Genomic DNA, 22,222 nt, shown 5'->3' with positions numbered 1-22,222 from the left:
GCATCCGTTCATTTGAAACAGGTGCACCCGGCACTTGAAAGTACCCCCGTACTTATTGTAGTATTTGGTTAAAAAAATCGGAGGAAATATGCCTAATCAACCAGAACAACATTCCATCCAGGCGTGGTCTCTGATCAACCGTAAATATTTGGGAAAAGGCGTCCGTGTTAAACGATTCCGCAAACCGACACGCTGTCAAATCCGTAACCGTGTTCTTCTTGCCGTGCTGATGGCCAATGATATCAAACTGTCCCAGCTCGCAGAGGATCTATCCATCTCTTCACGCAGCGTCAGCGCGTGGGTGTATGAAGGACGGATACCCGGCAGTACCAATTTGGACAAGGCTTGCCAATTGCTCGGCTACCCGCGCCACATTCTGTTTAATGAAGAAGTGGTACGCAAGAGCCCTGTCATTTGTCAGCCCGAGCCTTCCCGCTTTATGAAGCGTACGGTGACCCGTTCTCCGGTTAGCAACCGTATTCTGACAGGCTTGTGTATGGTCCATGATTTGTCGGTGACAGATGTCAGCCACTGGATCGGGGTTCACCCCGGCACTTTCCGCAAATGGCTGCATCAGGGAACGCTGCCTTCTGCTGCGTTTCAGGAACAAGCGGAACAATTTTTCCGCATCCCGAAGACTATTTTGTTCGCAGATGTCATCTTGAAAGATCGCCACACTAACTAAATTAGCGAACAACCAAAAGGCTCTGTCCTCCCACTTGGGAAAGACAGAGCCTTTTTAAAGTTAAACTTTCATCAAACAGGTTATATAAATCCCTAATTATTTAGTGAAATACAACTTCACCATCAGCTTCATTTTCATCAAATATTTGTACGAACAATTTAATTCCACACCTTTTATAAAGAGTATTAAATTCTTTCTCTCAATGGAAACATGCTTAAATTCACCCTCTGTCCCAACTTGTATACGTTGTTCTGATCCATCCTGAACCCTTGTATACTCCGTATTTCACAAAAACACTATAGATATGTTGATGTCGAATCAAGTGCACTATCCTCTACTGAAATGATGACACCATCTTGTCTCGTCCATTACATTCATTTCTGTTAATTTGTGCGTACAACTAAAGACATAGAATGATGATTGTTTACATTATTTCTTCCATCCTTATTTTGTTCCCACGTTAAGAATTTCGTTGATATATTTCAATCCAGTATACCGATCCCGAAGCAAATGAGCTGTGGCAAAAGCATGTTCTACCATCTCCATGGATACACCCAATTGTTCTGTTGTTGTCGGGCCACCGACTTGCTCAAGCCAAGCTGTAAGCTGAGATGCATCCGGCAGATTATTGTACACACGGAAAACCGGCTCGTCGGATTGTTGTGCAAGATTCTTGTATTTAACGGTCAGCAGCGCACAGGCTACTCCCACCTTGGCACCATGCAATACAGGCTTGTGCCCCGCCTCCATCAGATCCATCTCCCACCGATGGGACAGATGATGTTCTCCACCCGATGCAGGACGGGAATGATCAATGATCAGCATGGAAATACCGGAAGCAATCAGCGCATCCATCAATACAGTCACACCGTCGGCCCTTCCTTCGGCGATACCTTGTACATGCTCCACACAGGTCATCAGCGCTTCTTCCGTCATGCGATAAGCTGCTGGACAGAACGGTTCCCCGCCCAGATCCCTGGAAACCACCCAGTCCGCCAGTGATGTATATTTACCAAGCATATCTCCGAATCCGGCGGCATTCATCTCTTGGGGGGCTTGCTCCAGAATATCGATATCCGCGAAAATAGCTTCAGGTGCTACCGCCTGGAAAGTTTGTTTGACGCCGCTTACAACAAGTGGCGCACCTGCCGAAGTAAATCCGTCAACGGAGGCTGCCGTAGGCACTGACAGAAAGGGCTTGTTCATTTTGGAGCAAACAAATCGCACCAGATCATGAATGGTTCCTGAACCCGCAGCAATGACCGCCTGACTTTCCTGTTTCACACCCAGCAGTACCTGTACAATCCCGCCCTCATCGGCAATCACGTCGCCTGCTTTGTTCTCTGGCATGCATATTTCATCCACATGAACACCTGCTTCTCGAAGGTTCCTTACCACCTCGTGCCCTGCTGCCGGACCCGTAAATCGATCATATACTACTGTTACATGTCTGTACCCTTGCTCGGACAAATAGCCAGGTATCCGCTGAATAGCTCCATGTTCCAGTTCGACCTGCATTTGCACCAACCGATGATCATGCCCGCAAGTACAATTCTGCGCTTCTTCATTCCATGTGGCAATTCGCTCGTTCATATCCATTCGCTCTTAACCTCCCTTAAGAAATATCATGCATAATTACATGGATAAAACCACAAAATGAAAAAAAGGAAATAAAATGTGAGTATTTTCCTGATCACACTTTACTTCCTGTATTAAAAATTTGCAAATCCTAAACTCACATTCCCAAGTAGGTGAAGCTATGAAATTAACCAAAGAAACAGGGATTTCTCTAGGATTTCTCGCAGGAACGACATTGGGCAGCGGCATTGCTTTTCTGTTTCGTTTTCAGGCGTATGAGGTTATGGCCAGTGTTGCGGTCTTCGGTATTGCCGGAGCGATTGCAGGGCTTTGTGTGCAACATTTCAGATTCAATAAATAAAAAAAGCTCGTGAATTGCCTTTAGAGCAATTTCACGAGCTTTTTTCTTCGATGCGGTCGAGAGGACTCGAACCTCCACGGGGGTTAGCCCACACGGACCTGAACCGTGCGCGTCTGCCAATTCCGCCACGACCGCATAATATGTATCTTCTCATAATGGATGAAAAGCACTCTGGTGAAACAATTGCTTGTTTTACCGTAATTAAGAGTATACATACTCTACAATAAGTTTGCAACATCTTTTTTTCCAACCAGCAATAAGTGGGACATATGTCCTTTTTTAACCCGATTAAACTCCCTATCGTAGACATTAAGCAGATCAAGTGTCCTGTTGGACACGCTGTACCTTACATCGAAAAGGGGAGCTTTGCATGACTCTCGAGAACACAACATATGAACGTATTGAAAAAGGAAAACGCAGCATTCACTGGACCGAAATGCATATGCCCCTGCTCGGCGAACTGAAATCCAAGTTTGCCAAAGAGCTTCCTTTTGCTGGCTTAACCATTGGGATTTGTATTCATGTGGAGCCCAAAACAGCTGTGTTATGCCGCACACTCCAGGCAGGTGGAGCCAACGTTGTATTGACGGGCAGCCCCGGCACAACCAAAGACGCCGTCGCAGCAGCTCTGCAGGAAGAAGGCATCACGGTATATGGTCAACGTTCGGATAAACGCAATGAGCATCTGCAAAATATCCACAATGTGCTTCGTCACCAGCCCCATCTCATCATGGATAACGGAGCTGATCTGGCACGCACCTTCATTCAACAGTATGATATTAGCTCTCTTATTGGTGGTACGGAGGAGACAACGACAGGGGCCAATCTGCTGCGTGAAGAGACGGGTGAGAACATTCCTTTCCCGATCATTGTTATTAATGACAGTCCACTCAAACGAATTATGGAAAATGAACACGGTGTCGGACAGACCGTTATTGAAGGTTTCATGCGTACTACCAACCTGATTTTGCCCACACGTCGTTTCGTCATTGTAGGGTATGGAACCTGTGGACGAGGCATTGCCAGGTATTTGCGGAATCTGGGCAGCCAGGTCGTCGTTGTTGAAACCGATCCAATTGCTGGCCTGGAAGCGGCCCTGGATGGGTTCAGAGTGGCACGATTGGAGGAAACCTTTGCATTTGCCCAAGTATACATTACTGTCACTGGTCGTCCTAACGCCATTCTGAAGGAGCATTTTAATCAAATGAATGATGGAACGATTCTCGCCAATGCCGGACATTTTTCTTGGGAAATGGATTTGGAAAGTCTCCGTCAGGATGCGCAGCATACCAAACAACTGACAGCGGATATCGAACAATTTACATTAGCCAATGGCCGTCGACTCATGTTACTCACGCAAGGCGAGATGCTGAACCTGGCTGGTGGCAGCGGTAACCCTGCCGAAACGATGGATCTGGGCTTGTCCCTGCAAGCCGCCTCCCTGCTATATCTGGTACAGCAGCGCCAACATCTCACCCTCGGACCACAGCCGGTCCCTCATAGCGTTAATAACACCATTGCCGGACAGATGCTGAAGCATTTAAGCTACAAAATCTAATCCGTGTGAATGGTGATATGCATTTAAAGGAGAGGTTCACATGAAAAAAGCCAAACTTTGTTTTATCGGTGCAGGATTCCATGCCTCCACGAATATATATCCTTCTGCTGTTGAAGCAGGAGCAGAAATTCAGGCCATCGCCACCCGCAGTATGGAACGGTCCGAGGCGGCCCTCCTTCGTTTTGGGAGCAGCGGGAAAGCATATGACAATACTCAGCTGATGCTGCAAAATGAAGACTGTGATGGCGTCATTGTTGTGGCGCAACCAGAGGATCAGACAACCCTTGCCCTTGAATGCATCCGGGCTGGCAAAAATGTCTACGTGGACAAGCCGCTAGGATGGAACGCTGCTGAAGCTGCTGCTGTGGCTGAAGCTGCCCAAAAAGCAGGTGTGGTTGTCATGGTTGGATTCATGAAACGATATGCGCCGGTTTACATGAAACTCAAGGAACTGATTGATGGTGGATCATTGGGCAAAGCACGTTCTTTCCAAATGAAATTCGCTGTAGACAGCACACCCTTCTGCAAGGATGAGGAACAATTCATGAAGCTGGCTGCCATTCATATGGTCGATCTGATGCGTTATCTGTTCGGGGAAGCCGTACATGTCACAGGCACAACGGTTAAGGACGGAGAATATATTAACCAGAGCATTTCCCTCAAATTTGATCATGGTGTGGTGGGCAGCGCCTACTTTGCTGGCATGAGTGCATGGTCACGCGAGAGCGAAAGTGTACTCGTCACCTTTGACGACGGATTTGCGTTAGCAGATGAGATTAACACACTTACGGTTCATCAATCTCGTACAGGAAATACCCTTCCCTGGAAATCCCTTGAGGAGCAGGATACTGTTTTTACCCCTTCTGGCTCTCCCATGTCAGGGGCTTATCGCGATCTCTACTTACGAGGATTTGTAGGGGAGATGGCTCATTTTATGGAATGCTGCCAGAACAAATCCGATCCACGTTCCAGTGGTACGGATAATATTGAAACCATGGCGTTGTGTGATACCATTCTGGCGTCGCTGATCTGAGATTCGTACGATATTCGTTCCATCATTTTATACAACTTGAGAAGAGGAAATAAACATATGTTAGACGCCGGATTACTTATCATTCGACTTGTTATTGGTTTCATTATGATGGGTCATGCATGCAAGAAACTGTTTGGCTGGTTTGGTGGAGAAGGCATATCAGGAACAGCCGAATTTTTCGGGGCGGTAGATCTGAAGCCTGCAAGAGTTATGGCTGTCTGTGGAGGCCTTGTTGAATTGATCGGCGGATTCCTGTTTGGGACGGGTTTCTGGACTGGTTTTGCTGCCATATTGCTCATCATCCCTATGCTTGTTGCCATAGCGAAAGTCCATGCAGGTAAAGGGCTTTGGAATCTAAACGGAGGATTTGAGTACAATTTGGTTATGCTCGGATCTTTAATCGGTGTTGCACTAGCGGGTGCAGGGGCGTATTCTCTGGACGCTTTAATCTAATCTAGCTTTCCATTCCTTTCTATTCCTAAGAACCTCGATGTTTCGTGATACGAAACCGGGGTTCCTTTTTGTTTTAACCTCATGCCGGTGCATGGGGTTTATAATCCAGTGGAGAAGTGATATGCTCATAGATGAGTAATATGTGCATTTAAGTGCTGTAGTACTGAAATGGATACTATAAATAACCACCACAAACTGGAGGTGCAATTATAATGAAAATGAACGCGAAAGATGTGTGTCCCTCGCCTTATGGCTGTTCCGTTGAAGTCACGCTGAGCGTCATCGGAGGCAAATGGAAAGGTGCGATTCTATATCACCTATTCTCCGGCTCGTTAAGATTCAACGAGATCAGAAAGTTATTCCCTGATATTACTCAGCGGATGTTAACTCTCCAATTAAGAGAGCTGGAAAGCAGCGGAATTGTTCACAGGGAAATATATCCTCAGGTTCCGCCCAAAGTGGAATATTCGCTTACGCCATTTGGAGAAACCCTTCAGCCGATTATTTACAGCATGCGAGACTGGGGAGAACAGTATACAAATGAAGTCCTGGCCAGATCACAAGAGGTCTAAACAAATGACAAAAAGAAGCTAATCCTTTCTTCGATGGGATCAGCTTCTTTTGTTTTTCAAGATATGAAGGTACGCAAACCTTATTTTATGACCGTCTGAATGGTAATGGTACGATTACGCCCCTCTTCCTTGGCTTGATATAACGCATTGTCAGCCAAATGGAACAACTCTGTCGCCGTTGTGGAATGCAGTGGATATTCGGCAATGCCTGCCGAAATCGTCACAGAACGATCAATGGGCAATATACTTTGTTCCACCGATACACGGATATGCTCGGCAATCTGATACGCTGTTTTGGAATCCGTATGTCGCAATAACACAACAAACTCCTCCCCGCCAAAACGGGAGCCTACATCCTGCGTCCGAACGGACAGTTTAATAATATTCGCGATATGCTGCAGAACCTGATCCCCTGCATGATGCCCATACGTATCATTTATGGATTTGAAGCGGTCAATATCCAGGACTACAATGGAGAAAGGAATTTCTTCATCAATCCAGCGCTGGATGACTTCTTCAAATGTTCTGCGATTCGTCATTCCGGTTAATACATCCGTTCTGGCATCATAAGTAAGCTGATCCTTCTGCTTTCGAAAATTCGCCAATGCGGTCAGCACGGTACGTGTTAACAAATCCGCTTCCCTGTTCCAATGCGGCTTCATTACAGGCAAATCTACTTTGCCCTGATCCACCTGGTTCACCAGGTCTGCAAGATAAACAAATGGACTGGCCAGCTTGCGCGCTACACGAATAACGATAAGTGTCAGAATGATAAACGGGATTGAAGTGTACAGCAGCAGCATGCGAATATGTTGATTCAGCTGATCGTATACCATCTGGGTTGGAGATACAACGACAACTCCCCAATCTGTTGTGGGAACCTTATAATAACCTGCGAGTGAATCCACACCCGCCAGATTCTTGTATTGTTCTTTGCCTGTCTGGTCGTGAAGCAATTTTTGCACAACTTGATTTTTGCTTAGATTTTCACCAATTCTTTCCGTATCCGGATGAAACAACAACGTCCCTTTGGCATCAACAATAAAAAAATAAGAGCCATTACTGGTCTTCAGCTGACTGCCAAATGACAGGTTCAAGATGTTGTTTTCCTGTAGATAGATGCTCCCACTAATTAAACCATTGAATTTACCTGATGGACTGAAGATCGGTTCACTTATAAATACGATTCTTCGTTCCGAATAAGGCCCGCGGTAGGCTTCGGATATATAGGAAGACCTCGATTTAAACGCCTTTTTGGCTGCATCAGAAGTTATAGGCTGTCCGAGGCTTTTTTCCAAATAAGGAGAGGAACCCCTAATAATTCCCGATGCATCAACCAGAGAAACCGAATTGAAATAATTGCTGCTGTTTCGAATCAAATCCAGTGTGGAATCCAGTTTTTTCGCATCTGAATAGTCTATTTCCGGAAAATAACTAGCTGAATACTTCAAACTGGTCTGCATGGATTGAAACAACGAGTCCAGTGTTTGGCTCATCTGCACGGCACTTGAATAATTAAGTGAGAGTGTACTATCAATTAGCGACTGCTTCTGGGATGTATAAGATGAAATAAACATAATGGTCAATGTCATCAAAACGGCAATGGTGACCAATCCACTCAACAAAGCGGTAAGGCTGATTTTTTTGTTCTCTCTTACTCTTCTTCTTAATCTGGATGTTTTATTCTTTGCGATCATTATTGCTTCCCCCGGTTTTCATGAAAAGGCACATTCCTTCTATTTTATACGAAAGTTGTTAAGAAGAAATAAATAGTTTATGAAGTTGGAATAATTACATCGGAAGATTGACAATTTTTTGACAAATTAATTAACATTCATCTGAGTCCACAATAATATAACCTTCGCCCAACTGCTGTTCTATAAACCCTGCCATATGACGCGATTGATATGAAATTGGGCTGTCACAGCCCACCAAGATACGATTTTGGACTTCATCGGGTGACTCAGCTGGCAATGCAAAAGAGCGCGTATAAGTGAAGTGTTCCTGTAATGTCGTATGAATCGCATTCACAAGTCTGTCATTGCCTGCACGACCAAATACATTCAGCAATACGATACCACCAGAATGCAATTTGTCTTTCAGCATCGCAAAAAAAGTGCTTGAAGTAAACTGTGCAGGAGTTCCCGCAGCCGTAAAGGCATCTACAATAATATAATGGTATGAGCCTGAGGCTTCCTGCTCCAATAGTTCACGACCGTCACCGACCAGCACATGATCTCCACGATATCCAAAGAAAGTTCTGCTGAGCTCAACGACTTCTGCATCGAGTTCGGCAACTTTTATTTGACGGTTGGACAGGTAGGTTGATAAGGTTCCAATACCATGTCCAATGACAAAAACCGATTCATAATCGGGATGATTTCGTTCCATCAGATGCACCATCGCTCTTGGATACTCCAGCACCATTCGGGATGGCTCGTCCAGATCCATTGCCCCCTGAACTGCTGCATTGGAGAACTCCAGCACACGAAAACGGCCCTTTTCCCCATAAAGCTTGGATGTATCATATATCATCAACTCATGCTGTTCACTCTTATTTCGGTATAAAACTCGCACTGACCGTTCTCCCTTCGTACTTTTACGCAAATGACTATAAGTGTGTTCCTAAAAAAAACCGACTCCGCTGGAACGGAAACGGTTTTCCATGACTATTTACGATTGAATCGCCTCATGCAGAGCCTGGACATACTCCATCCCCAGATTGGAAAGCGAAGCATTTTTGTGGCTGATCCATCCGACATTAATGGTCTCTTCACACTCCAGCGGCACGGGGATGATCTCGTTCCCGTTCAGGTCGGCACTAAGTACACCTGTCGAGATCGTGTATCCGTTCAAACCGATTAGCAGATTAAACAGCGTAGCTCGGTCATTAACCTGTATGCTTTTGGGATGAGAAAGCGTGCTTAGGATCTCCTCTGAAAAATGGAAGGAGTTATATTCCCCCTGGTCAAAGGACAGGTATGGATAATCCTGAAGCTGTTCAATCGCAACCGATTCCTGCTTCGCCAGCGGATTTTGCACACTGATAAAAATATGCGGCTTGGCAACAAACAGACTGTTGAACACCAGCCCCGCATCCTTAAGCAGCTTATTGATAACCTTGGAATTGAATTCATTCAGATACAGAATGCCAATCTCGCTGCGCAGGCTTTTTACATCCTGGATAATTTCATACGTTTTCGTTTCCCGCAGAGCCAGTTCATATTCATCCTGTCCATACTGCTGCACCAGCTTCACAAAGGCATTTACTGCAAACGCATAGTGCTGTGTAGAGACGGAAAAATGTTGCGGAGACGGCTTCGCGTTCAAATAACGATTCTCCAGCAATTCCGCCTGCTCTACTACCTGGCGTGCATAACTTAAAAATTCCACGCCTTCTTTGGACAAGGTTATCCCTTTATTCGTGCGTTCAAAAATGGTAATCCGCAGCTCCTGCTCCAGATCCCGAATGGCATTCGACAGGCTGGGCTGGGAAATAAACAGCCGCTTGGCGGCTTCATTCATCGAGCCGCGCGTGGCGACTTCAATCACATATTTTAGCTGTTGCAGCGTCAATGCATTATTCCCCTCTCTCTGGTGCGTTACTTGATCATACTATACCATATTGCAACCCGGACGAGCTCTCTTTCCGGGTACAAAAAGACGCCCTCAACCCGTATATATGGTTGTGGACGTCTTTGGAGTTTTATTTACAGAGAGGTTTAAGCCATACTAGCTGTGGGTCTCACCACGATTTCATTCACATCCACCTCAGCCGGCTGGTTGATCGCGTACAAAATGCTCTGAGCAATCGCCGTGGCCGGAATGGTTATGCGCCGATAGTCTTTCATAAACTCGCGTGCTTCAGCATCCGAGATGGATTCGGCAAGTTCGGATTCAGTCACACCTGGCGATACGAGGGTTACGCGGATATCTCCGCCTACTTCCTGTCGCAGACCCTCCGAGATCGCACGGACTGCGTATTTGGTTGCACAATATACAGCGGCTGTTGGTGTCACGGCATAGGCTCCGATAGAGGCGATATTAATAAACTGGCCAGAACCCTGTTCTTTCATAACCGACAGCCCAACGGCAATGCCGTGAAGAACACCGCGAATGTTAACATCAATCATACGGTTCCACTCGTCCACTTTTCGTGCTTCAAGGGGCGATAGCGGCATGACTCCTGCATTATTAACAATCACATCCAAACGTCCATAACGACTGAGAGCAAGCTCTACGATCGTTTGCATCTCTTCCAGCTGTGTAACATCAAGTGTATGATATTCTACTGAACCACCTTCCGAGCGAATGGAGGACGCCAGCGCCTCCAGACGATCCACCCTTCTTGCACCAATGACAACATGTGCACCATGTTCTGCCAACAGACGCGCCGCTGCCTCCCCAATTCCGCTGCTTGCACCCGTAATCACAACGACTTTTCCTTTTACATTATACATTTTGATTTCTCTCCCCATTAGATATTTATTTCATTGTGCGTTTTCTCTGTACAGCACCATGCCCGCATGGTAAAGCACACCGTCCTTAAAGTCTCCATCGGCGGTAAAGCCAGTATCATCCACATATTCAATATGGTCTCCATCGACTACATACCGACCTTGATATGCATTTTGCCTATTTCCCCGCGCTTCATCATAGCGACCGTTAGGGAGAAGTTCGTGCCTGATGTACCCGTCCTTCGTCACCCACATTCCAACATACGGATGCTCCGCTTCTTGTTTATCTCCCGATGTGTTGCCTGCCATATTTCCATGTCACTCCTTTCCTGTTTGCCAACAGATTCAATTGCTTATCTTCATTATGTAAGGGATCAGTCTATGTGCGATAGAAGAATCCCACAGTATTCTTGCCTATTCGTCCAGAACATTCTAAAATGGTTAAACAAGTACGAGGAAAGGAGGGCCTGCAATCCATGCTTTCAAAATTGGAACAGAATACAGCTATTATTCAGCAGCAGCAGGAATTGGCTCGCTTAATCGGCCGATTCACCCACGAAGACGGGGTTCATCTAACAGCAATTCCTTCGCTTGCTTTGATCCGTGCTTCCCAGGTTTCAGAGCCCATTCATACTGTACATGAACCCGCCTTGTGCATTGTGGCCCAAGGTACTAAACTGGTTATTCTCGGACAGGAGAGCTACACCTATGACTCTTTACAGTATTTGGTCGCTTCCATCAACTTGCCTATTTCAGGGCAAGTTGTACAGGCTACAACAGAACATCCCTATCTCTGCCTGCGAATTGATTTTGATTCAGGGCAGATTTTTGAACTTATTCAGGATTCTCCTCCCGTACAAACCAAACCCGACAAATCAACACGTCGCGGGTTGTTTGTAAGTTCAACCAAACCTCCGCTTCTGGAAGCCGTAATCCGATTGGTCAAATTGCTGGACACACCTGAAGACATTCCTGTACTTGCACCACTTATGACTCGCGAGATTCTATATCGCCTGATTCAGGATGAACACGGACATTCCATTAGGCAGTTTGCAGTTCAGAACAGTCACGCACAGCATATTGCTCAGGTCATTGAAGTGATTCAATCAGAATACGCCCATCCCCTGCGAATCGAGCAATTGGCTTCCATGATCAATATGAGCACGTCCTCATTGCATTATCATTTCAAAGCCATTACCGCCATGAGCCCACTGCAGTATCAAAAACAGATTCGATTGCAGGAGGCCCGGCGAATGCTGCTAGCAGGTTCAACCGATGCAGCCGATGCTGCATTCCAGGTTGGGTACGAGAGTCCTTCCCAATTCAGTCGGGAGTACGCCCGCATGTATGGCCTTCCTCCCAAAAGTGATATCAAACGCCTTCGCCATACACTCCATATCGAGTGCTAACTATAAGTAAAAAAACCACGTCGTAATGACGTGGTTTTTGGGTTCTGCTGAGCTTGCAGCATTCAGGAGAAGATGTTCTTTTTTTCAAAAACAGACATCTGGTTCTCCCCGATAATCGGGCACTCATCCGGAAACATGCTTCGCTTCTCCATCTTTTCATCAATAAAATCGACGATCTGCTGCAGGGATGCAATCTGCGCTTCGATCTTCTTCCGGTGGTTTAACAGCATTTCACGTTCATCCGGGAAATCTTCCAGATCCGAATCCATCGACATCTGTAAATAAGGTTTCATCTCCTCCAGAGACATGCCTGTTTTTTTCAGACAAGTAATAAGCTTCATCGTCTGAATATCCTCCGGACGGTATACCCGATGGCGATTGGCCTTGCGTTCAGCCCGGGGAAGAAGTCCAATCTTCTCATAATAACGAATGGTATCTTCCGATAATCCCGCCCGTTCTGACGTCTCTTTAATGGAGAACACTTCAGTATCTTTCAGCATCGTCAGCCTCCTCCGCCTTCATTGATCTCCATCTTACAACTTGGAGTCAGCTCCAAGTCAAGGTTGTTATAAACCAACAGAACGCTTGACTTGGAGTCGGCTCCAAATTATAGAATGAGCGCATTAGACAGACTGGCTCTGTCATTCCATTCACTCAGGAGGAATTGATATGAATTCAAACCATACACTTCGTACAGCCTTAATTACAGGATCAACTTCCGGAATCGGTCTTGAACTGACCCGCACCTTGTTAGCTGAAGGCTGGCAAGTTATTGGCCTTAACCGTTCCGCTTTTCCAAAGGAAGACAGTGATATTCAGGACGGTTTGCGCTCCGGCCAGCTCCGTTGGGTTCAAGCTAATCTTACTCAGTACAATAGTCTGAGAGAAGCACTGAATCAGATCAAATCCGAAACGGATGCCATCGATGTGTTGTTTAATAATGCCGGGGGCAGTGGTAACGATCTTCGTTTGTCCGATCAGGGGCATGAAATGCATTTTGAATTACAGACCGTGGTGCCATATATCATTTACACGGAACTACAGGATCTCCTTCGCAAAGGAAGCATGAAAACTGTTATTAATACATCCACCAGTGCATTCACTATGGTCAAACAGTTTAACCTGGACATTCTGGAACATCCAGCCGAGTTCAAAAAGCTGTTCGGTCCTTATGCCACTTCCAAGCTCGCACTTTCTTTATGGACACGTGAAGCTGCTTCTACCCCTGCGGCTAAAGGAATCCGGTTACTCAGCGTGGACCCTGGAGGCAATAATACACTCAGAGGTAATAAAACATCAGGACTGCCTTTTTATATAAAGCCAATCATGAAGCTCTTCTTCCCACATCCAAGTCACGGAGCTTCTCTGCTTTATAACGCCGCCATCGCGCAAACCAAGCATACATCCGGTACGTTCCTGATGAAAAATAAACCCACTAATCTCCGATTTACGGAGCAAGGCTCAGCCATTCTGAACAGAGTACATGAAATTTATGAGCATGAATTTTTGCAGCTTGACTCCAAAATCGACTCAATAAGCAATAAAAGCGTCTGATCTTTGACAATGGTGGATAGCGAAACACCCACATGGTGAATTTTCACGTTATTTCCCACTTCCTCAACGCAGATTATTCCAGTTTCTCATAATAAACAGGCCCTGGTTCATAATATTCACTTATACCACATCTATCCATGGGATGAAGGGATGAACGGGGGGAATCTGTTTATGAGAAATGAAAACAAGAACAATGGCAAGCCATTAATTATACCGCAGCCAATACGAAAAGATGGTGCCGGAGGACCCGATCTGGGACCTCGGGATGTGATGAGAGATTTACAAAATCCAGATTTGCTGGTGCCTCCGGTAACCGACAACGGCTTATTACCCAACCTGAGAATGTCTTTTTCCGATACACATATGCAATTGAACCATGGCGGTTGGTCCCGTGAAATTACAGTACGGGACCTGCCCATCGCTACGACACTGGCCGGTGTAAATATGAGTCTTACACCTGGAGGTGTACGGGAGCTGCACTGGCATCAGCAATCGGAATGGGCGTATATGATCTGGGGTACAGCACGAATTACGTCCGTGGATCAGCAAGGTCGTAATTTTATTGCAGATGTGGGACCGGGAGATCTATGGTTTTTCCCGAAAGGTCTGCCCCATTCCATTCAGGGATTGGCTGATGGGTGTGAGTTCTTGCTTGTATTTGATGATGGGTCCTTCTCCGATCTGAATACATTATCCATCTCTGATTGGTTCGCACATACCCCACCGGAAGTGTTGTCCGTCAATTTCGGTGTACCCGAATCTGCATTCCTATCCATGCCAACGGACCAGGTTTACATTTTTCAGGATCAGGTCCCCGGATCCCTCGAAAGTCAGAAAGTGCAGTCCCCCTATGGTACGGTGCCTCTCTCCTTCAAGCATCGGCTGTTAGCCCAGACACCTATCATTACACCGGGAGGTAGTGTACGCATTGTAGACTCCACCAACTTTCCGATCTCCACAACAGTAGCCGCAGCACTTGTTGAAATTAAGCCTGGCGGAATGCGCGAGCTTCACTGGCATCCCAATGCGGATGAATGGCAATATTATTTGACTGGGCAAGGAAGAATGACGGTTTTTGGAGGGAATGGTATTGCACGCACATTCGACTATCGGGCTGGAGATGTTGGTTACGTACCTGTAGCCATGGGGCATTATATTCAGAACACGGGCACCGACACGTTATGGTTTTTGGAGATCTTTAGAAGTGATCACTTTGAGGATATCTCTCTAAATCAATGGATGGCATTAACCCCGGAAGAGCTTGTACGTGACAACCTGAACGCTTCCCCGGAACTACTTCATGCATTACGTAAAGAAAAATGGCCTGTTGTTTAAGTTTGTATGACCTCTTCCATTTTAATTACTCTAATAACCCCAATTCTTTATAGACCTGGATCGTGGCTACACCGTCTTGTGCTAACTGATGATTTCTTTGATACTTTTTTAAAGCTGCTGTTGTATCCGAACGAAATTTGCCGTTGCATACCCCTTTGAAATACCCTGCGCTCTTTAGGCGGGATTGGATCAACTGTACATCTCCTCCAACGTCACCTTCGGCCAACACTCTCGGTTCGTGATTCGGATCTCCTAAAACATGTCCGTATATCGTCACTTTTGTTCCGAGAGGAATCAATTGAAATAACTCGATAACATCGCTGTTGAGCATTCGAATGCAGCCGTGACTTTGATGCTGTCCGATAGAAAACGGTTTGTTCGTCCCATGAATGCCATAATATCCCCAAGGGACATTTAATCCAAGCCAACGTGGTCCAAATGCAGGCCCCCAATTTTCCCCTTTGTACACAATTTTATATTCTCCTATAGGGGTGGGGGTTGACGGATTCCCGACGGCAACCTGGTACGTTTTAATGATCTTCCCATGGGCTTTGACTTTAAGGCGATGTTGCTGGGGATACACTACGATTTGGTAATCACCCTCATCAGCCACGATCGGCAGCGACGGATCAGCGAGAACAAGTGCAGTCCGAACATAGCTTGACAAAATCGACATCAGCAAAATGATTATGATAACACGAAGAGGGGCTAAAATCGTATTTCGACTCATTGTTTATCACCATTAAGTGTTTTTTTTATTTATATCCAGTTAATGCTTATTGCAGGTTTTCTCTGAATACAGTTACCTTCTTTTTATTTTTTTATACGTTCATTCAGGTAAGGCCTCGGTGCACCTCTGCTATTTTGCTTTTATCGCTTGAATATATACACTCTCACCTGTGAAACTAACGAGTCTGTTAGGCTGCGTCACTTCAAAATTGAAATACTTCTTAATCACAGATGGCGCGCTCAACATGCTTGCTTCAAGCTCTCTTCTCTCCGGCTCCGGAAGTCCAGCCCTATTGCACCAGTCTTCAAATATAAAGTGTTTCTCAAAGGAAACCATCGTTTCCATTCGAAATCCGGCAAGCTCCAACATCCGAATCCATTCCGTCTTACGCCATGCCCGAACGTGACTTCCATCACGCCACTTCTCGATTTCATTGTAAAATTGGTCGTTCTCATCACGTTCAGGTGCCACATTATCAATTAATAACAGTCTGCCACCAGGTTTCATTACACGAAGTGCCTCTGATACAAAGGAAGGCACGTCTGGAAAATGGTGTGCAGCAATGCGACAGGTCACAAGGTCAAAGTAATCATCCTCGAAAGGGATATGTTCAGCATCTCCTGCAACAAAATCCACATTCTGGTGCCCATTTCCGCGGATAAAGCGTTCAGCCACTTGTAACATTTCATCCGTTAAATCCAATGCAATAACCTGCTCCACAAGCGGAGCTAATGCATTGGCAACATGTCCTCCTCCAGTAGCAATATCCAGTACCTTCATATCCGTGCTCGCTTGCGACGAAGCCACAAGCAATGCCAGATCATCCCCCTTGGCATGACCGGCACTAGTCACATATTTCTCTGCATTTTTAGCAAATTGTTTGCGCACCTGTCCTTTGATCTGATCATTAGACATACTGTCTCCTCCTCGAAGTTTCAATAGATGAAACTCAGTTTCATTTAAATTATATTATTTATCTTATCACAGAATGATCTGGAGCGAAATAAAAAAGCATCTTCCCGTGAATATCACTGAGAAGATGCCATCTTATTTTAAACAAATCTATGAGATAGAGGTTGTTTATAACTTTTAGAAACTTTACCCTTTGATTTATTTCACAGCGGTCGGTGATTTCTTCCACAGTCCCAGAACAAGACCAGAGATAACTGCACCGATTGCTACAGCAAGCAGGAAGAGCAATGCGTGATTTGCCAGTGCCGCAACGAAGATTCCACCATGCGGAGCAGGTACGTTAATGCTCCACAGTTGAGTCAGCCCCCCTGCAACAGCTGAACCGATAATACAGGATGTCAGGACACGCAGCGGGTCAGCCGCAGCAAATGGAATGGCACCTTCTGTGATGAAGGAGAACCCCAGCACGTAGTTCGTCAAGCCTGATTTGCGTTCTTGCTCCGTAAATTTGGATTTGAAGAACGTTGTAGCCAGTGCAATTGCCAGCGGTGGTACCATACCGCCAGCCATAACAGCGGCCATCCAGGCACCATCCGTATTACCACTGGATGTAAATACACCAATGGCAAACGTATAAGCCGCTTTGTTAAACGGTCCACCCATATCGATGGACATCATTCCGCCAAGCAGCAAGCCCAGCAACACAGCATTACCGGTACCCAGGTTTCCAAGTGCATCTACAAGCCATGTGTTAAGAGAACCAAAGATTGGATCGAAGACATAGAAACTTATTGCACCCACAATAAGCAATCCGAATACAGGATACAGCAGGATTGGTTTCAATCCGTCAATTGCTTTAGGCAAACCTTTAAACAATTTGCGCAAACCGATTACTACGTAACCTGCCAGGAAACCGGCAGCCAGTCCACCAAGGAAACCGGCGTTCGAATTCACGGCCATCAATCCACCGACCATACCAGGCATCAGAGCTGGACGATCACCAATACTCATTGCAATAAATCCGGCTAGAACAGGAATCAGAAAGTGGAACGCACCAGTCCCGCCACCAATGGTTTGCAGCAGTTGCACAATAGGATTTTCCGGACTCGCAATTTGTTCAAACAAGAAGGATATGGCGAGCAAGATCCCGCCACCCACGACAAATGGGAGCATATGCGAGATTCCGTTCATCAAGTCTTTATAAATCTTGCTGCCCACACTCACTTTGCCTTGGCTTTCCCCTTCACTCTTGCCACTGTTACCATCCTGGCTTCGGTAGATCGGAGCATCTCCGTTAACGGCCTTGCGAATCAGCTCTTCGGATTTGCGAATGCCATCGCTCACCGGTCTTTGCAATACCGGCTTGCCATCAAAGCGGGCCATTTCCACATTTTTATCGGCAGCAATGATCACCCCTTTGGCGCGAGCGATTTCGTCTGCTGTCAGTACGTTCTGTGCACCTTCGGAACCGTTGGTCTCCACTCGAATATTAACGCCCATTTCCTGCGCTTTCTTCTTGAGAGCATCTTCGGCCATGAACGTGTGAGCAATCCCTGTTGGGCAAGCGGTTACGGCCACGACAAAATCATCAGACGACGCATCGCCAACAATAAGGCCAGATGTATGCTGCTTCTGTCCATTCGTATTGCCCGAGCCAGATACAGCGTTTGTTCCATTTGCAGCATTTGCTGCTTTTTCCGCTTCGGCTTTTTCTTTGGCAGCTTTTTTCTCCGCTTCCTCCGCCTGTTTGGCATCGAATAATGCAGTCACTTCTTCAGGAGTGTCCGTGCTCATCAGCTGCGAGATGAAATCGCTATCAATCAACAGCCTGGAAAGAGCCGCAAGCGTACGAAGATGTGTATTGGCCGCCCCTTCCGGAGCTGCAATCATGAAGAAAATATGAGCCAGTTCATCATCAAGTGCTTCAAAATCAAGTCCTTTCCGACTCTTGGCGAATACCACTGTAGGTTCATTCACAGCTGTTGTCTTGGCATGAGGCATGGCAATACCGCCACCGATCCCCGTGCTGGATTCAGCTTCGCGTTTATAAATCATTTCCTTGAACAGTACCGGGTCATTAATACGTCCGCTCCGGTTTAAACTAGCAATGAGTTCATCAATAGCCTCTTCTTTCGTCGTGGCTTGCAGGTCCATGATCATCGTTTCCTGGATCATCAGGTCTGTTATTCTCATTTTGGTACACTCCCTTAAATTCAGTCAGCCTGCGTGATGCAGACCGAATTATAATTGTACTTTTTACGCTGTTATCTGCGATTCTATTGCCCATCCCCTTCTTAGAAGGGGATGCATTTCACTTTTTTTGCAGAAACTATATTTGGGTTATTGTGACTTGAGTACGAAGCTCTTCGATGAGTTCCCGTGTGGCCAGATCATCCGAGAAAGCCGTTGCACTGCCCGACGCAACACCCGTTCTAAACGCTTCAAGCAGGTCTTCGTTTAATCCAAATGTTCCTACGAATCCACCGATCATGGAGTCTCCCGCACCAACCGAGTTCTTGACAACACCTTTTGGCACATTCGCATGGTAGACATCTGTTTTGGTAATCAACAGCGCACCTTCTCCAGCCATGGAGATCAACACATGTTTGGCACCTGCCTCCAAAAGCTTGCGACCATATGTCACTAATTCCTCTTGAGTGTCAATGGTTACTCCAAAAAGTTCAGCCAGTTCGTGATGGTTTGGCTTCACCAGTAAAGGTTCATACACCAACGCATCCATTAAGGCCGGTCCTGTTGTATCAATTACAAATTCGGCACACGTTTGCTTGCACACGTTAATCAGACGATCGTAGAAATCAGCTCCCAGCGAAGGTGGTACACTTCCCGAAAGAATGACGATATCTCCTTTTTTCAAGGCAGATAATTTGTTAAGCAGCTGCTCTGCTTCCTCTGGAAGAATGGTTGGTCCCAGTCCGTTAATCTCTGTCTCGTCTCCATGCTTCAGCTTGATGTTAATCCGGGTATCATTTGCAATGGTAACGAAGTCCGTCTTGATCTTATCTTCCTGCAATTTGTCATTAATGAAACGGCCTGTGAACCCTCCCAAAAATCCGATTGCGGTGTTCTCGGCTCCCAGTTGATTAAGCACTCGTGATACGTTAATGCCTTTTCCTCCAGGAAGTTTCAGGTCACGATTCATACGATTCAAATTACCAAGCTTCAGATCATCCACTTCCACGATGTAATCTATGGAAGGATTAAGTGTTACGGTGTATATCATGGCTATCCCTCAATTATTTTAGTTTTCTGGGCGATTACAGAGCGCCAGTGTTCCGGCATATGTTCTGTGATCAAGTCTGCCTCCTCAAGGTCAAACAGTTTGGCAAAAGTAATTTCCCCAATTTTGCTGGAATCAGCCAGCACGTAAGTTTTCCCGGACAATTGGTGCGCACGCCTTTTAATCAAGGCTTCCTCCGGATCGGGAGTTGTATACCCCATTTCGGCGTCCACCCCGTTGGTTCCGATAAAACATTTATCAAAACGGAAGTTGTCCATATTCTGTAAGGCGATACTGCCAATCACGGCTTTGGTGTGAATTTTCATCATTCCGCCAAGCAGATAGCTGCGTATTCGTTTACTTACCAGCGCTTCTACATGAGAAAGTCCGTTGGTCACTACCGTAACGTCCTTGGCTTCAATATAGGGAATCATGGCTAAGGTCGTCGTCCCTGCATCCAAATAGATACATTCACCATTGTTGATCTCCTGTGCAGCTAAACGAGCAATTGCCGTTTTCTGTTGAATGTTTTTGAACGTTTTTTCTTCCATACCTGGTTCAGGCATTTTTTCATTCACAAGAGAAGCACCACCATGTATGCGTTTCAGCATCTGACGGCTCTCCAGATCAATCAAATCACGCCGTATCGTTGACTCAGAAGCACCTAGCACATCGACGAGTTCTTGAAGCTTTACAATACCTCTTTCGTGTAAGCGCTCTATAATTGCAGCATATCGTTCTTCAGTTAGCATTTTCATTCCTCCAACTGCCTTTATAGTAACATAAAATCCGCAAAAAACAATCATTTTCATTCAAATTAATTTAAAATCATTCAAAAGTTATCAATATTCGACTTATTTTGAACATCAAACATTCTATTCAACCGTGAATATCATCCAAAATCCTTCAATACTTATTTCTTTTCAGATTGTCCATGTCCTCTTTCGACTTCCATGCATTTGATAATAGCGAACGAATGATTTCGTCTCTATTTTTACATGGGAGGTGGACTTATGGCGAATAATCGAAACAAACGCCGAAAACCCTGTATTCCTCTTACAGGCAAAACGAATTCTCCATTACGTTTTGGATGGATTTCCTCCAACTGGAGCGGTTATGCCCGAGCGGGGGGCAAATGTGAGTTCAGTCGTATCTCGGCTGAGTGGAACGTGCCCTTCGTTTTACCATCATCTAAATCTTCCTACTCTTCTGTCTGGATCGGGATTGATGGATACGAGAACTCCAATCTGATTCAGACTGGTACAGGCCATGATTGGGTTAACGGCCGAGCCTGTTATTATGCTTGGTGGGAAATACTGCCGGATGTTGAAACAGTCATCCCATTTCCAGTGTCTCCAGGAGATCGGATCAGAGCAGCCATTTATAGAATCAATCATATGCGCTGGTGCATCACACTTCATAATCTGACCCAAAATTGGACCTTCCGAACTGTTCAGCAATATTCAGGTCAGCAGTCATCAGCGGAGTGGATTGTAGAAGCTCCTTCCGTTGGTAACTCCATCTCCCGGATGGCAAAAATCACACCTGTCACCTTCTCCTGCTGCCGTCTGAATGGTCGATCCCCCTGCTTCGTCACCAAAGAGAAAGGCATCATGATACAGCAAAAACAGGTTGTTTCCATTCCAGGAGAACCGGGATCACGAGGAGACTCTTTCGTCGTGAAACGAAACGAATGAACCTCAATCGTTGCCAGATTCGTTAATGAAAAAAACTGCAACGCGCCATATTTCGGCGTATCATTGCAGAATGATATTCGGTCATTATGGAATTAACACAAGTCTTTTTCTCACAATAGGAATAGCTCCGCCTTGTCTGGTTTGGGTTTGACCCAATTTCCTTCTTCATTGATAAATGCACCCTTGAAACGGCCCATCTCCAATTGTTCTATTAGCTTCTTCTCATCAAGTACCAGAATTTCGGACAACTGCTGCAAACTATAAAAATCACTTGGATCGTAATCCAGCAGAATAGGAACTGCCATGTCGTACAGTTCTTTGATCAGATTCTCCAATGAATGACGTCCGAGATTGTCCATCGTTTGGAAAAACTTCAAATCATGGGACACCAGATTACGGAACGATTTATCTTTCAAGTTCATCCACAGCGTGTTACACGCTTGAACGCTCATATAGTTCTGTTCTACATCATAATATTGGATCTCATCAATTTTCATATACTTTTCCTGAAAAGCCACAATTTTGATTAAGGGTTCATTCCGTTTGCGTGACGCTTTCTTCAGGTGGGTTCTGAACTCCTCATAATCCATGATTCTCACAATATTCTATCGCCTGCCTTAACGCTGTATAATTCGATATTTTACAGCATT

23 protein-coding genes and 1 tRNA gene are annotated in these 22,222 nt (G+C 45.7%); 10 read left to right on the top strand and 14 right to left on the bottom strand.

Annotated features, from left to right (window positions below):
• Positions 1–88 precede the first annotated feature (88 nt).
• Positions 89–685, top strand: coding sequence for a helix-turn-helix transcriptional regulator (locus tag MHB49_RS11005; protein ID WP_247901948.1), 597 nt, complete (start codon positions 89–91; stop codon positions 683–685).
• Positions 686–1,129: 444 nt separating this feature from the next.
• On the opposite strand, the gene MHB49_RS11000 is transcribed toward MHB49_RS11005, so the two are convergent.
• A complete protein-coding gene (locus MHB49_RS11000; protein WP_247901947.1) occupies positions 1,130–2,284 on the bottom strand; it encodes a sn-glycerol-1-phosphate dehydrogenase in 1,155 nt (384 codons plus the stop codon).
• A gap of 160 nt (positions 2,285–2,444) precedes the next feature.
• Between MHB49_RS11000 and MHB49_RS10995 the strand changes: the two genes are divergently transcribed.
• Positions 2,445–2,624 carry a hypothetical protein gene (locus tag MHB49_RS10995; protein ID WP_247901946.1) on the top strand — a complete coding sequence of 60 codons (180 nt, stop codon included), beginning with the start codon at positions 2,445–2,447 and terminating at the stop codon, positions 2,622–2,624.
• Positions 2,625–2,675: 51 nt separating this feature from the next.
• Here MHB49_RS10995 and MHB49_RS10990 read toward each other — a convergent pair.
• Positions 2,676–2,759, bottom strand: a tRNA-Leu gene (locus MHB49_RS10990).
• A 235-nt stretch (positions 2,760–2,994) separates the two neighbouring features.
• On the opposite strand from MHB49_RS10990, the gene MHB49_RS10985 reads away from it, so the two are divergent.
• The 4 genes from MHB49_RS10985 to MHB49_RS10970 all read left to right on the top strand — a co-directional run bounded on the left by MHB49_RS10985 (position 2,995) and on the right by MHB49_RS10970 (position 6,240).
• Positions 2,995–4,182 (top strand): adenosylhomocysteinase, encoded by a 1,188-nt coding sequence (locus MHB49_RS10985; protein WP_405156136.1) that lies wholly within the window; start codon positions 2,995–2,997, stop codon positions 4,180–4,182.
• Positions 4,183–4,222: 40 nt separating this feature from the next.
• Complete coding sequence (locus MHB49_RS10980) at positions 4,223–5,215, top strand: Gfo/Idh/MocA family protein (protein WP_405156135.1); 993 nt, start codon at positions 4,223–4,225, stop codon at positions 5,213–5,215.
• A 57-nt stretch (positions 5,216–5,272) separates the two neighbouring features.
• Positions 5,273–5,668, top strand: coding sequence for a DoxX family protein (locus MHB49_RS10975; protein WP_405156134.1), 396 nt, complete (start codon positions 5,273–5,275; stop codon positions 5,666–5,668).
• Between the two features lie 212 nt (positions 5,669–5,880).
• A complete protein-coding gene (locus MHB49_RS10970; RefSeq protein WP_109999659.1) occupies positions 5,881–6,240 on the top strand; it encodes a helix-turn-helix domain-containing protein in 360 nt (119 codons plus the stop codon).
• A gap of 80 nt (positions 6,241–6,320) precedes the next feature.
• On the opposite strand, the gene MHB49_RS10965 is transcribed toward MHB49_RS10970, so the two are convergent.
• The 5 genes from MHB49_RS10965 to MHB49_RS10945 form a co-directional block, all read right to left on the bottom strand.
• The gene (locus MHB49_RS10965; RefSeq protein WP_405156133.1) at positions 6,321–7,937 is read right to left on the bottom strand and encodes a diguanylate cyclase; all 1,617 of its coding nucleotides are present in this window, start codon (positions 7,935–7,937) and stop codon (positions 6,321–6,323) included.
• Between the two features lie 130 nt (positions 7,938–8,067).
• Positions 8,068–8,817, bottom strand: coding sequence for a spermidine synthase (locus MHB49_RS10960; protein WP_405156132.1), 750 nt, complete (start codon positions 8,815–8,817; stop codon positions 8,068–8,070).
• A 96-nt stretch (positions 8,818–8,913) separates the two neighbouring features.
• On the bottom strand, positions 8,914–9,816 hold the full coding sequence (locus tag MHB49_RS10955; protein WP_079694876.1) for a LysR family transcriptional regulator: 903 nt from the start codon (positions 9,814–9,816) through the stop codon (positions 8,914–8,916).
• 146 nt (positions 9,817–9,962) lie between these two features.
• On the bottom strand, positions 9,963–10,700 hold the full coding sequence (locus tag MHB49_RS10950; RefSeq protein WP_405156131.1) for an SDR family oxidoreductase: 738 nt from the start codon (positions 10,698–10,700) through the stop codon (positions 9,963–9,965).
• 30 nt (positions 10,701–10,730) lie between these two features.
• On the bottom strand, positions 10,731–11,006 hold the full coding sequence (locus MHB49_RS10945; protein ID WP_405156130.1) for an Atu4866 domain-containing protein: 276 nt from the start codon (positions 11,004–11,006) through the stop codon (positions 10,731–10,733).
• A gap of 167 nt (positions 11,007–11,173) precedes the next feature.
• Here MHB49_RS10945 and MHB49_RS10940 point away from each other — a divergent pair, with 167 nt between their 5' ends.
• Entirely contained in the window at positions 11,174–12,106 is a 933-nt protein-coding gene (locus MHB49_RS10940) for an AraC family transcriptional regulator N-terminal domain-containing protein (protein ID WP_405156129.1), read from the top strand.
• 62 nt (positions 12,107–12,168) lie between these two features.
• Here the strand turns inward: MHB49_RS10940 and MHB49_RS10935 are convergent, their stop codons facing one another.
• Positions 12,169–12,606: a MerR family transcriptional regulator gene (locus tag MHB49_RS10935; protein ID WP_405156128.1), complete on the bottom strand. Its 438-nt coding sequence runs from the start codon at positions 12,604–12,606 to the stop codon at positions 12,169–12,171.
• 169 nt (positions 12,607–12,775) lie between these two features.
• Here MHB49_RS10935 and MHB49_RS10930 point away from each other — a divergent pair, with 169 nt between their 5' ends.
• Both MHB49_RS10930 and MHB49_RS10925 read left to right on the top strand, forming a co-directional pair.
• Positions 12,776–13,660 (top strand): SDR family NAD(P)-dependent oxidoreductase, encoded by an 885-nt coding sequence (locus MHB49_RS10930; protein WP_405156127.1) that lies wholly within the window; start codon positions 12,776–12,778, stop codon positions 13,658–13,660.
• Positions 13,661–13,831: 171 nt separating this feature from the next.
• Positions 13,832–14,995: an oxalate decarboxylase family bicupin gene (locus MHB49_RS10925; protein WP_405156126.1), complete on the top strand. Its 1,164-nt coding sequence runs from the start codon at positions 13,832–13,834 to the stop codon at positions 14,993–14,995.
• A gap of 25 nt (positions 14,996–15,020) precedes the next feature.
• Here MHB49_RS10925 and MHB49_RS10920 read toward each other — a convergent pair whose 3' ends face one another.
• The 5 genes from MHB49_RS10920 to MHB49_RS10900 all read right to left on the bottom strand — a co-directional run bounded on the left by MHB49_RS10920 (position 15,021) and on the right by MHB49_RS10900 (position 20,627).
• Complete coding sequence (locus MHB49_RS10920; protein WP_405156125.1) at positions 15,021–15,725, bottom strand: L,D-transpeptidase family protein; 705 nt, start codon at positions 15,723–15,725, stop codon at positions 15,021–15,023.
• Positions 15,726–15,854: 129 nt separating this feature from the next.
• Complete coding sequence (locus MHB49_RS10915; RefSeq protein ID WP_405156124.1) at positions 15,855–16,640, bottom strand: class I SAM-dependent methyltransferase; 786 nt, start codon at positions 16,638–16,640, stop codon at positions 15,855–15,857.
• A 195-nt stretch (positions 16,641–16,835) separates the two neighbouring features.
• Positions 16,836–18,830, bottom strand: a complete 1,995-nt coding sequence (locus tag MHB49_RS10910) for a PTS fructose transporter subunit IIABC (RefSeq protein ID WP_247901930.1) — start codon at positions 18,828–18,830, stop codon at positions 16,836–16,838.
• Positions 18,831–18,966: 136 nt separating this feature from the next.
• Complete coding sequence (pfkB, locus tag MHB49_RS10905) at positions 18,967–19,878, bottom strand: 1-phosphofructokinase (protein WP_405156123.1); 912 nt, start codon at positions 19,876–19,878, stop codon at positions 18,967–18,969.
• A 2-nt stretch (positions 19,879–19,880) separates the two neighbouring features.
• Positions 19,881–20,627, bottom strand: a complete 747-nt coding sequence (locus MHB49_RS10900; protein ID WP_247901928.1) for a DeoR/GlpR family DNA-binding transcription regulator — start codon at positions 20,625–20,627, stop codon at positions 19,881–19,883.
• Between the two features lie 261 nt (positions 20,628–20,888).
• Here MHB49_RS10900 and MHB49_RS10895 point away from each other — a divergent pair, with 261 nt between their 5' ends.
• Entirely contained in the window at positions 20,889–21,572 is a 684-nt protein-coding gene (locus MHB49_RS10895) for a G1 family glutamic endopeptidase (protein WP_405156122.1), read from the top strand.
• A 110-nt stretch (positions 21,573–21,682) separates the two neighbouring features.
• On the opposite strand, the gene MHB49_RS10890 is transcribed toward MHB49_RS10895, so the two are convergent.
• Positions 21,683–22,171, bottom strand: a complete 489-nt coding sequence (locus MHB49_RS10890; RefSeq protein ID WP_405156121.1) for a hypothetical protein — start codon at positions 22,169–22,171, stop codon at positions 21,683–21,685.
• Positions 22,172–22,222 lie beyond the last annotated feature (51 nt).

This window comes from Paenibacillus sp. FSL K6-0108 (assembly GCF_045040695.1).
GTDB classification, from domain to species: domain Bacteria; phylum Bacillota; class Bacilli; order Paenibacillales; family Paenibacillaceae; genus Paenibacillus; species Paenibacillus pabuli_B.
Note: the sequence above shows the minus strand (reverse complement) of the source record. Positions and strands in the feature narration are given on the sequence as shown.

What these genes read in the sequence shown, in the direction of transcription:
- MHB49_RS11005 (WP_247901948.1), top strand. Translation starts at nt 89, where the DNA reads ATGCCTAATCAACCAGAACAACATTCCATCCAGGCGTGGTCTCTGATC.
- MHB49_RS11000 (WP_247901947.1), bottom strand. Translation starts at nt 2,284, where the DNA reads ATGGATATGAACGAGCGAATTGCCACATGGAATGAAGAAGCGCAGAAT.
- MHB49_RS10995 (WP_247901946.1), top strand. Translation starts at nt 2,445, where the DNA reads ATGAAATTAACCAAAGAAACAGGGATTTCTCTAGGATTTCTCGCAGGA.
- MHB49_RS10985 (WP_405156136.1), top strand. Translation starts at nt 2,995, where the DNA reads ATGACTCTCGAGAACACAACATATGAACGTATTGAAAAAGGAAAACGC.
- MHB49_RS10980 (WP_405156135.1), top strand. Translation starts at nt 4,223, where the DNA reads ATGAAAAAAGCCAAACTTTGTTTTATCGGTGCAGGATTCCATGCCTCC.
- MHB49_RS10975 (WP_405156134.1), top strand. Translation starts at nt 5,273, where the DNA reads ATGTTAGACGCCGGATTACTTATCATTCGACTTGTTATTGGTTTCATT.
- MHB49_RS10970 (WP_109999659.1), top strand. Translation starts at nt 5,881, where the DNA reads ATGAAAATGAACGCGAAAGATGTGTGTCCCTCGCCTTATGGCTGTTCC.
- MHB49_RS10965 (WP_405156133.1), bottom strand. Translation starts at nt 7,937, where the DNA reads ATGATCGCAAAGAATAAAACATCCAGATTAAGAAGAAGAGTAAGAGAG.
- MHB49_RS10950 (WP_405156131.1), bottom strand. Translation starts at nt 10,700, where the DNA reads ATGTATAATGTAAAAGGAAAAGTCGTTGTGATTACGGGTGCAAGCAGC.
- MHB49_RS10945 (WP_405156130.1), bottom strand. Translation starts at nt 11,006, where the DNA reads ATGGCAGGCAACACATCGGGAGATAAACAAGAAGCGGAGCATCCGTAT.
- MHB49_RS10940 (WP_405156129.1), top strand. Translation starts at nt 11,174, where the DNA reads ATGCTTTCAAAATTGGAACAGAATACAGCTATTATTCAGCAGCAGCAG.
- MHB49_RS10935 (WP_405156128.1), bottom strand. Translation starts at nt 12,606, where the DNA reads ATGCTGAAAGATACTGAAGTGTTCTCCATTAAAGAGACGTCAGAACGG.
- MHB49_RS10930 (WP_405156127.1), top strand. Translation starts at nt 12,776, where the DNA reads ATGAATTCAAACCATACACTTCGTACAGCCTTAATTACAGGATCAACT.
- MHB49_RS10925 (WP_405156126.1), top strand. Translation starts at nt 13,832, where the DNA reads ATGAGAAATGAAAACAAGAACAATGGCAAGCCATTAATTATACCGCAG.
- MHB49_RS10920 (WP_405156125.1), bottom strand. Translation starts at nt 15,725, where the DNA reads ATGAGTCGAAATACGATTTTAGCCCCTCTTCGTGTTATCATAATCATT.
- MHB49_RS10915 (WP_405156124.1), bottom strand. Translation starts at nt 16,640, where the DNA reads ATGTCTAATGATCAGATCAAAGGACAGGTGCGCAAACAATTTGCTAAA.
- MHB49_RS10910 (WP_247901930.1), bottom strand. Translation starts at nt 18,830, where the DNA reads ATGAGAATAACAGACCTGATGATCCAGGAAACGATGATCATGGACCTG.
- pfkB (WP_405156123.1), bottom strand. Translation starts at nt 19,878, where the DNA reads ATGATATACACCGTAACACTTAATCCTTCCATAGATTACATCGTGGAA.
- MHB49_RS10900 (WP_247901928.1), bottom strand. Translation starts at nt 20,627, where the DNA reads ATGCTAACTGAAGAACGATATGCTGCAATTATAGAGCGCTTACACGAA.
- MHB49_RS10895 (WP_405156122.1), top strand. Translation starts at nt 20,889, where the DNA reads ATGGCGAATAATCGAAACAAACGCCGAAAACCCTGTATTCCTCTTACA.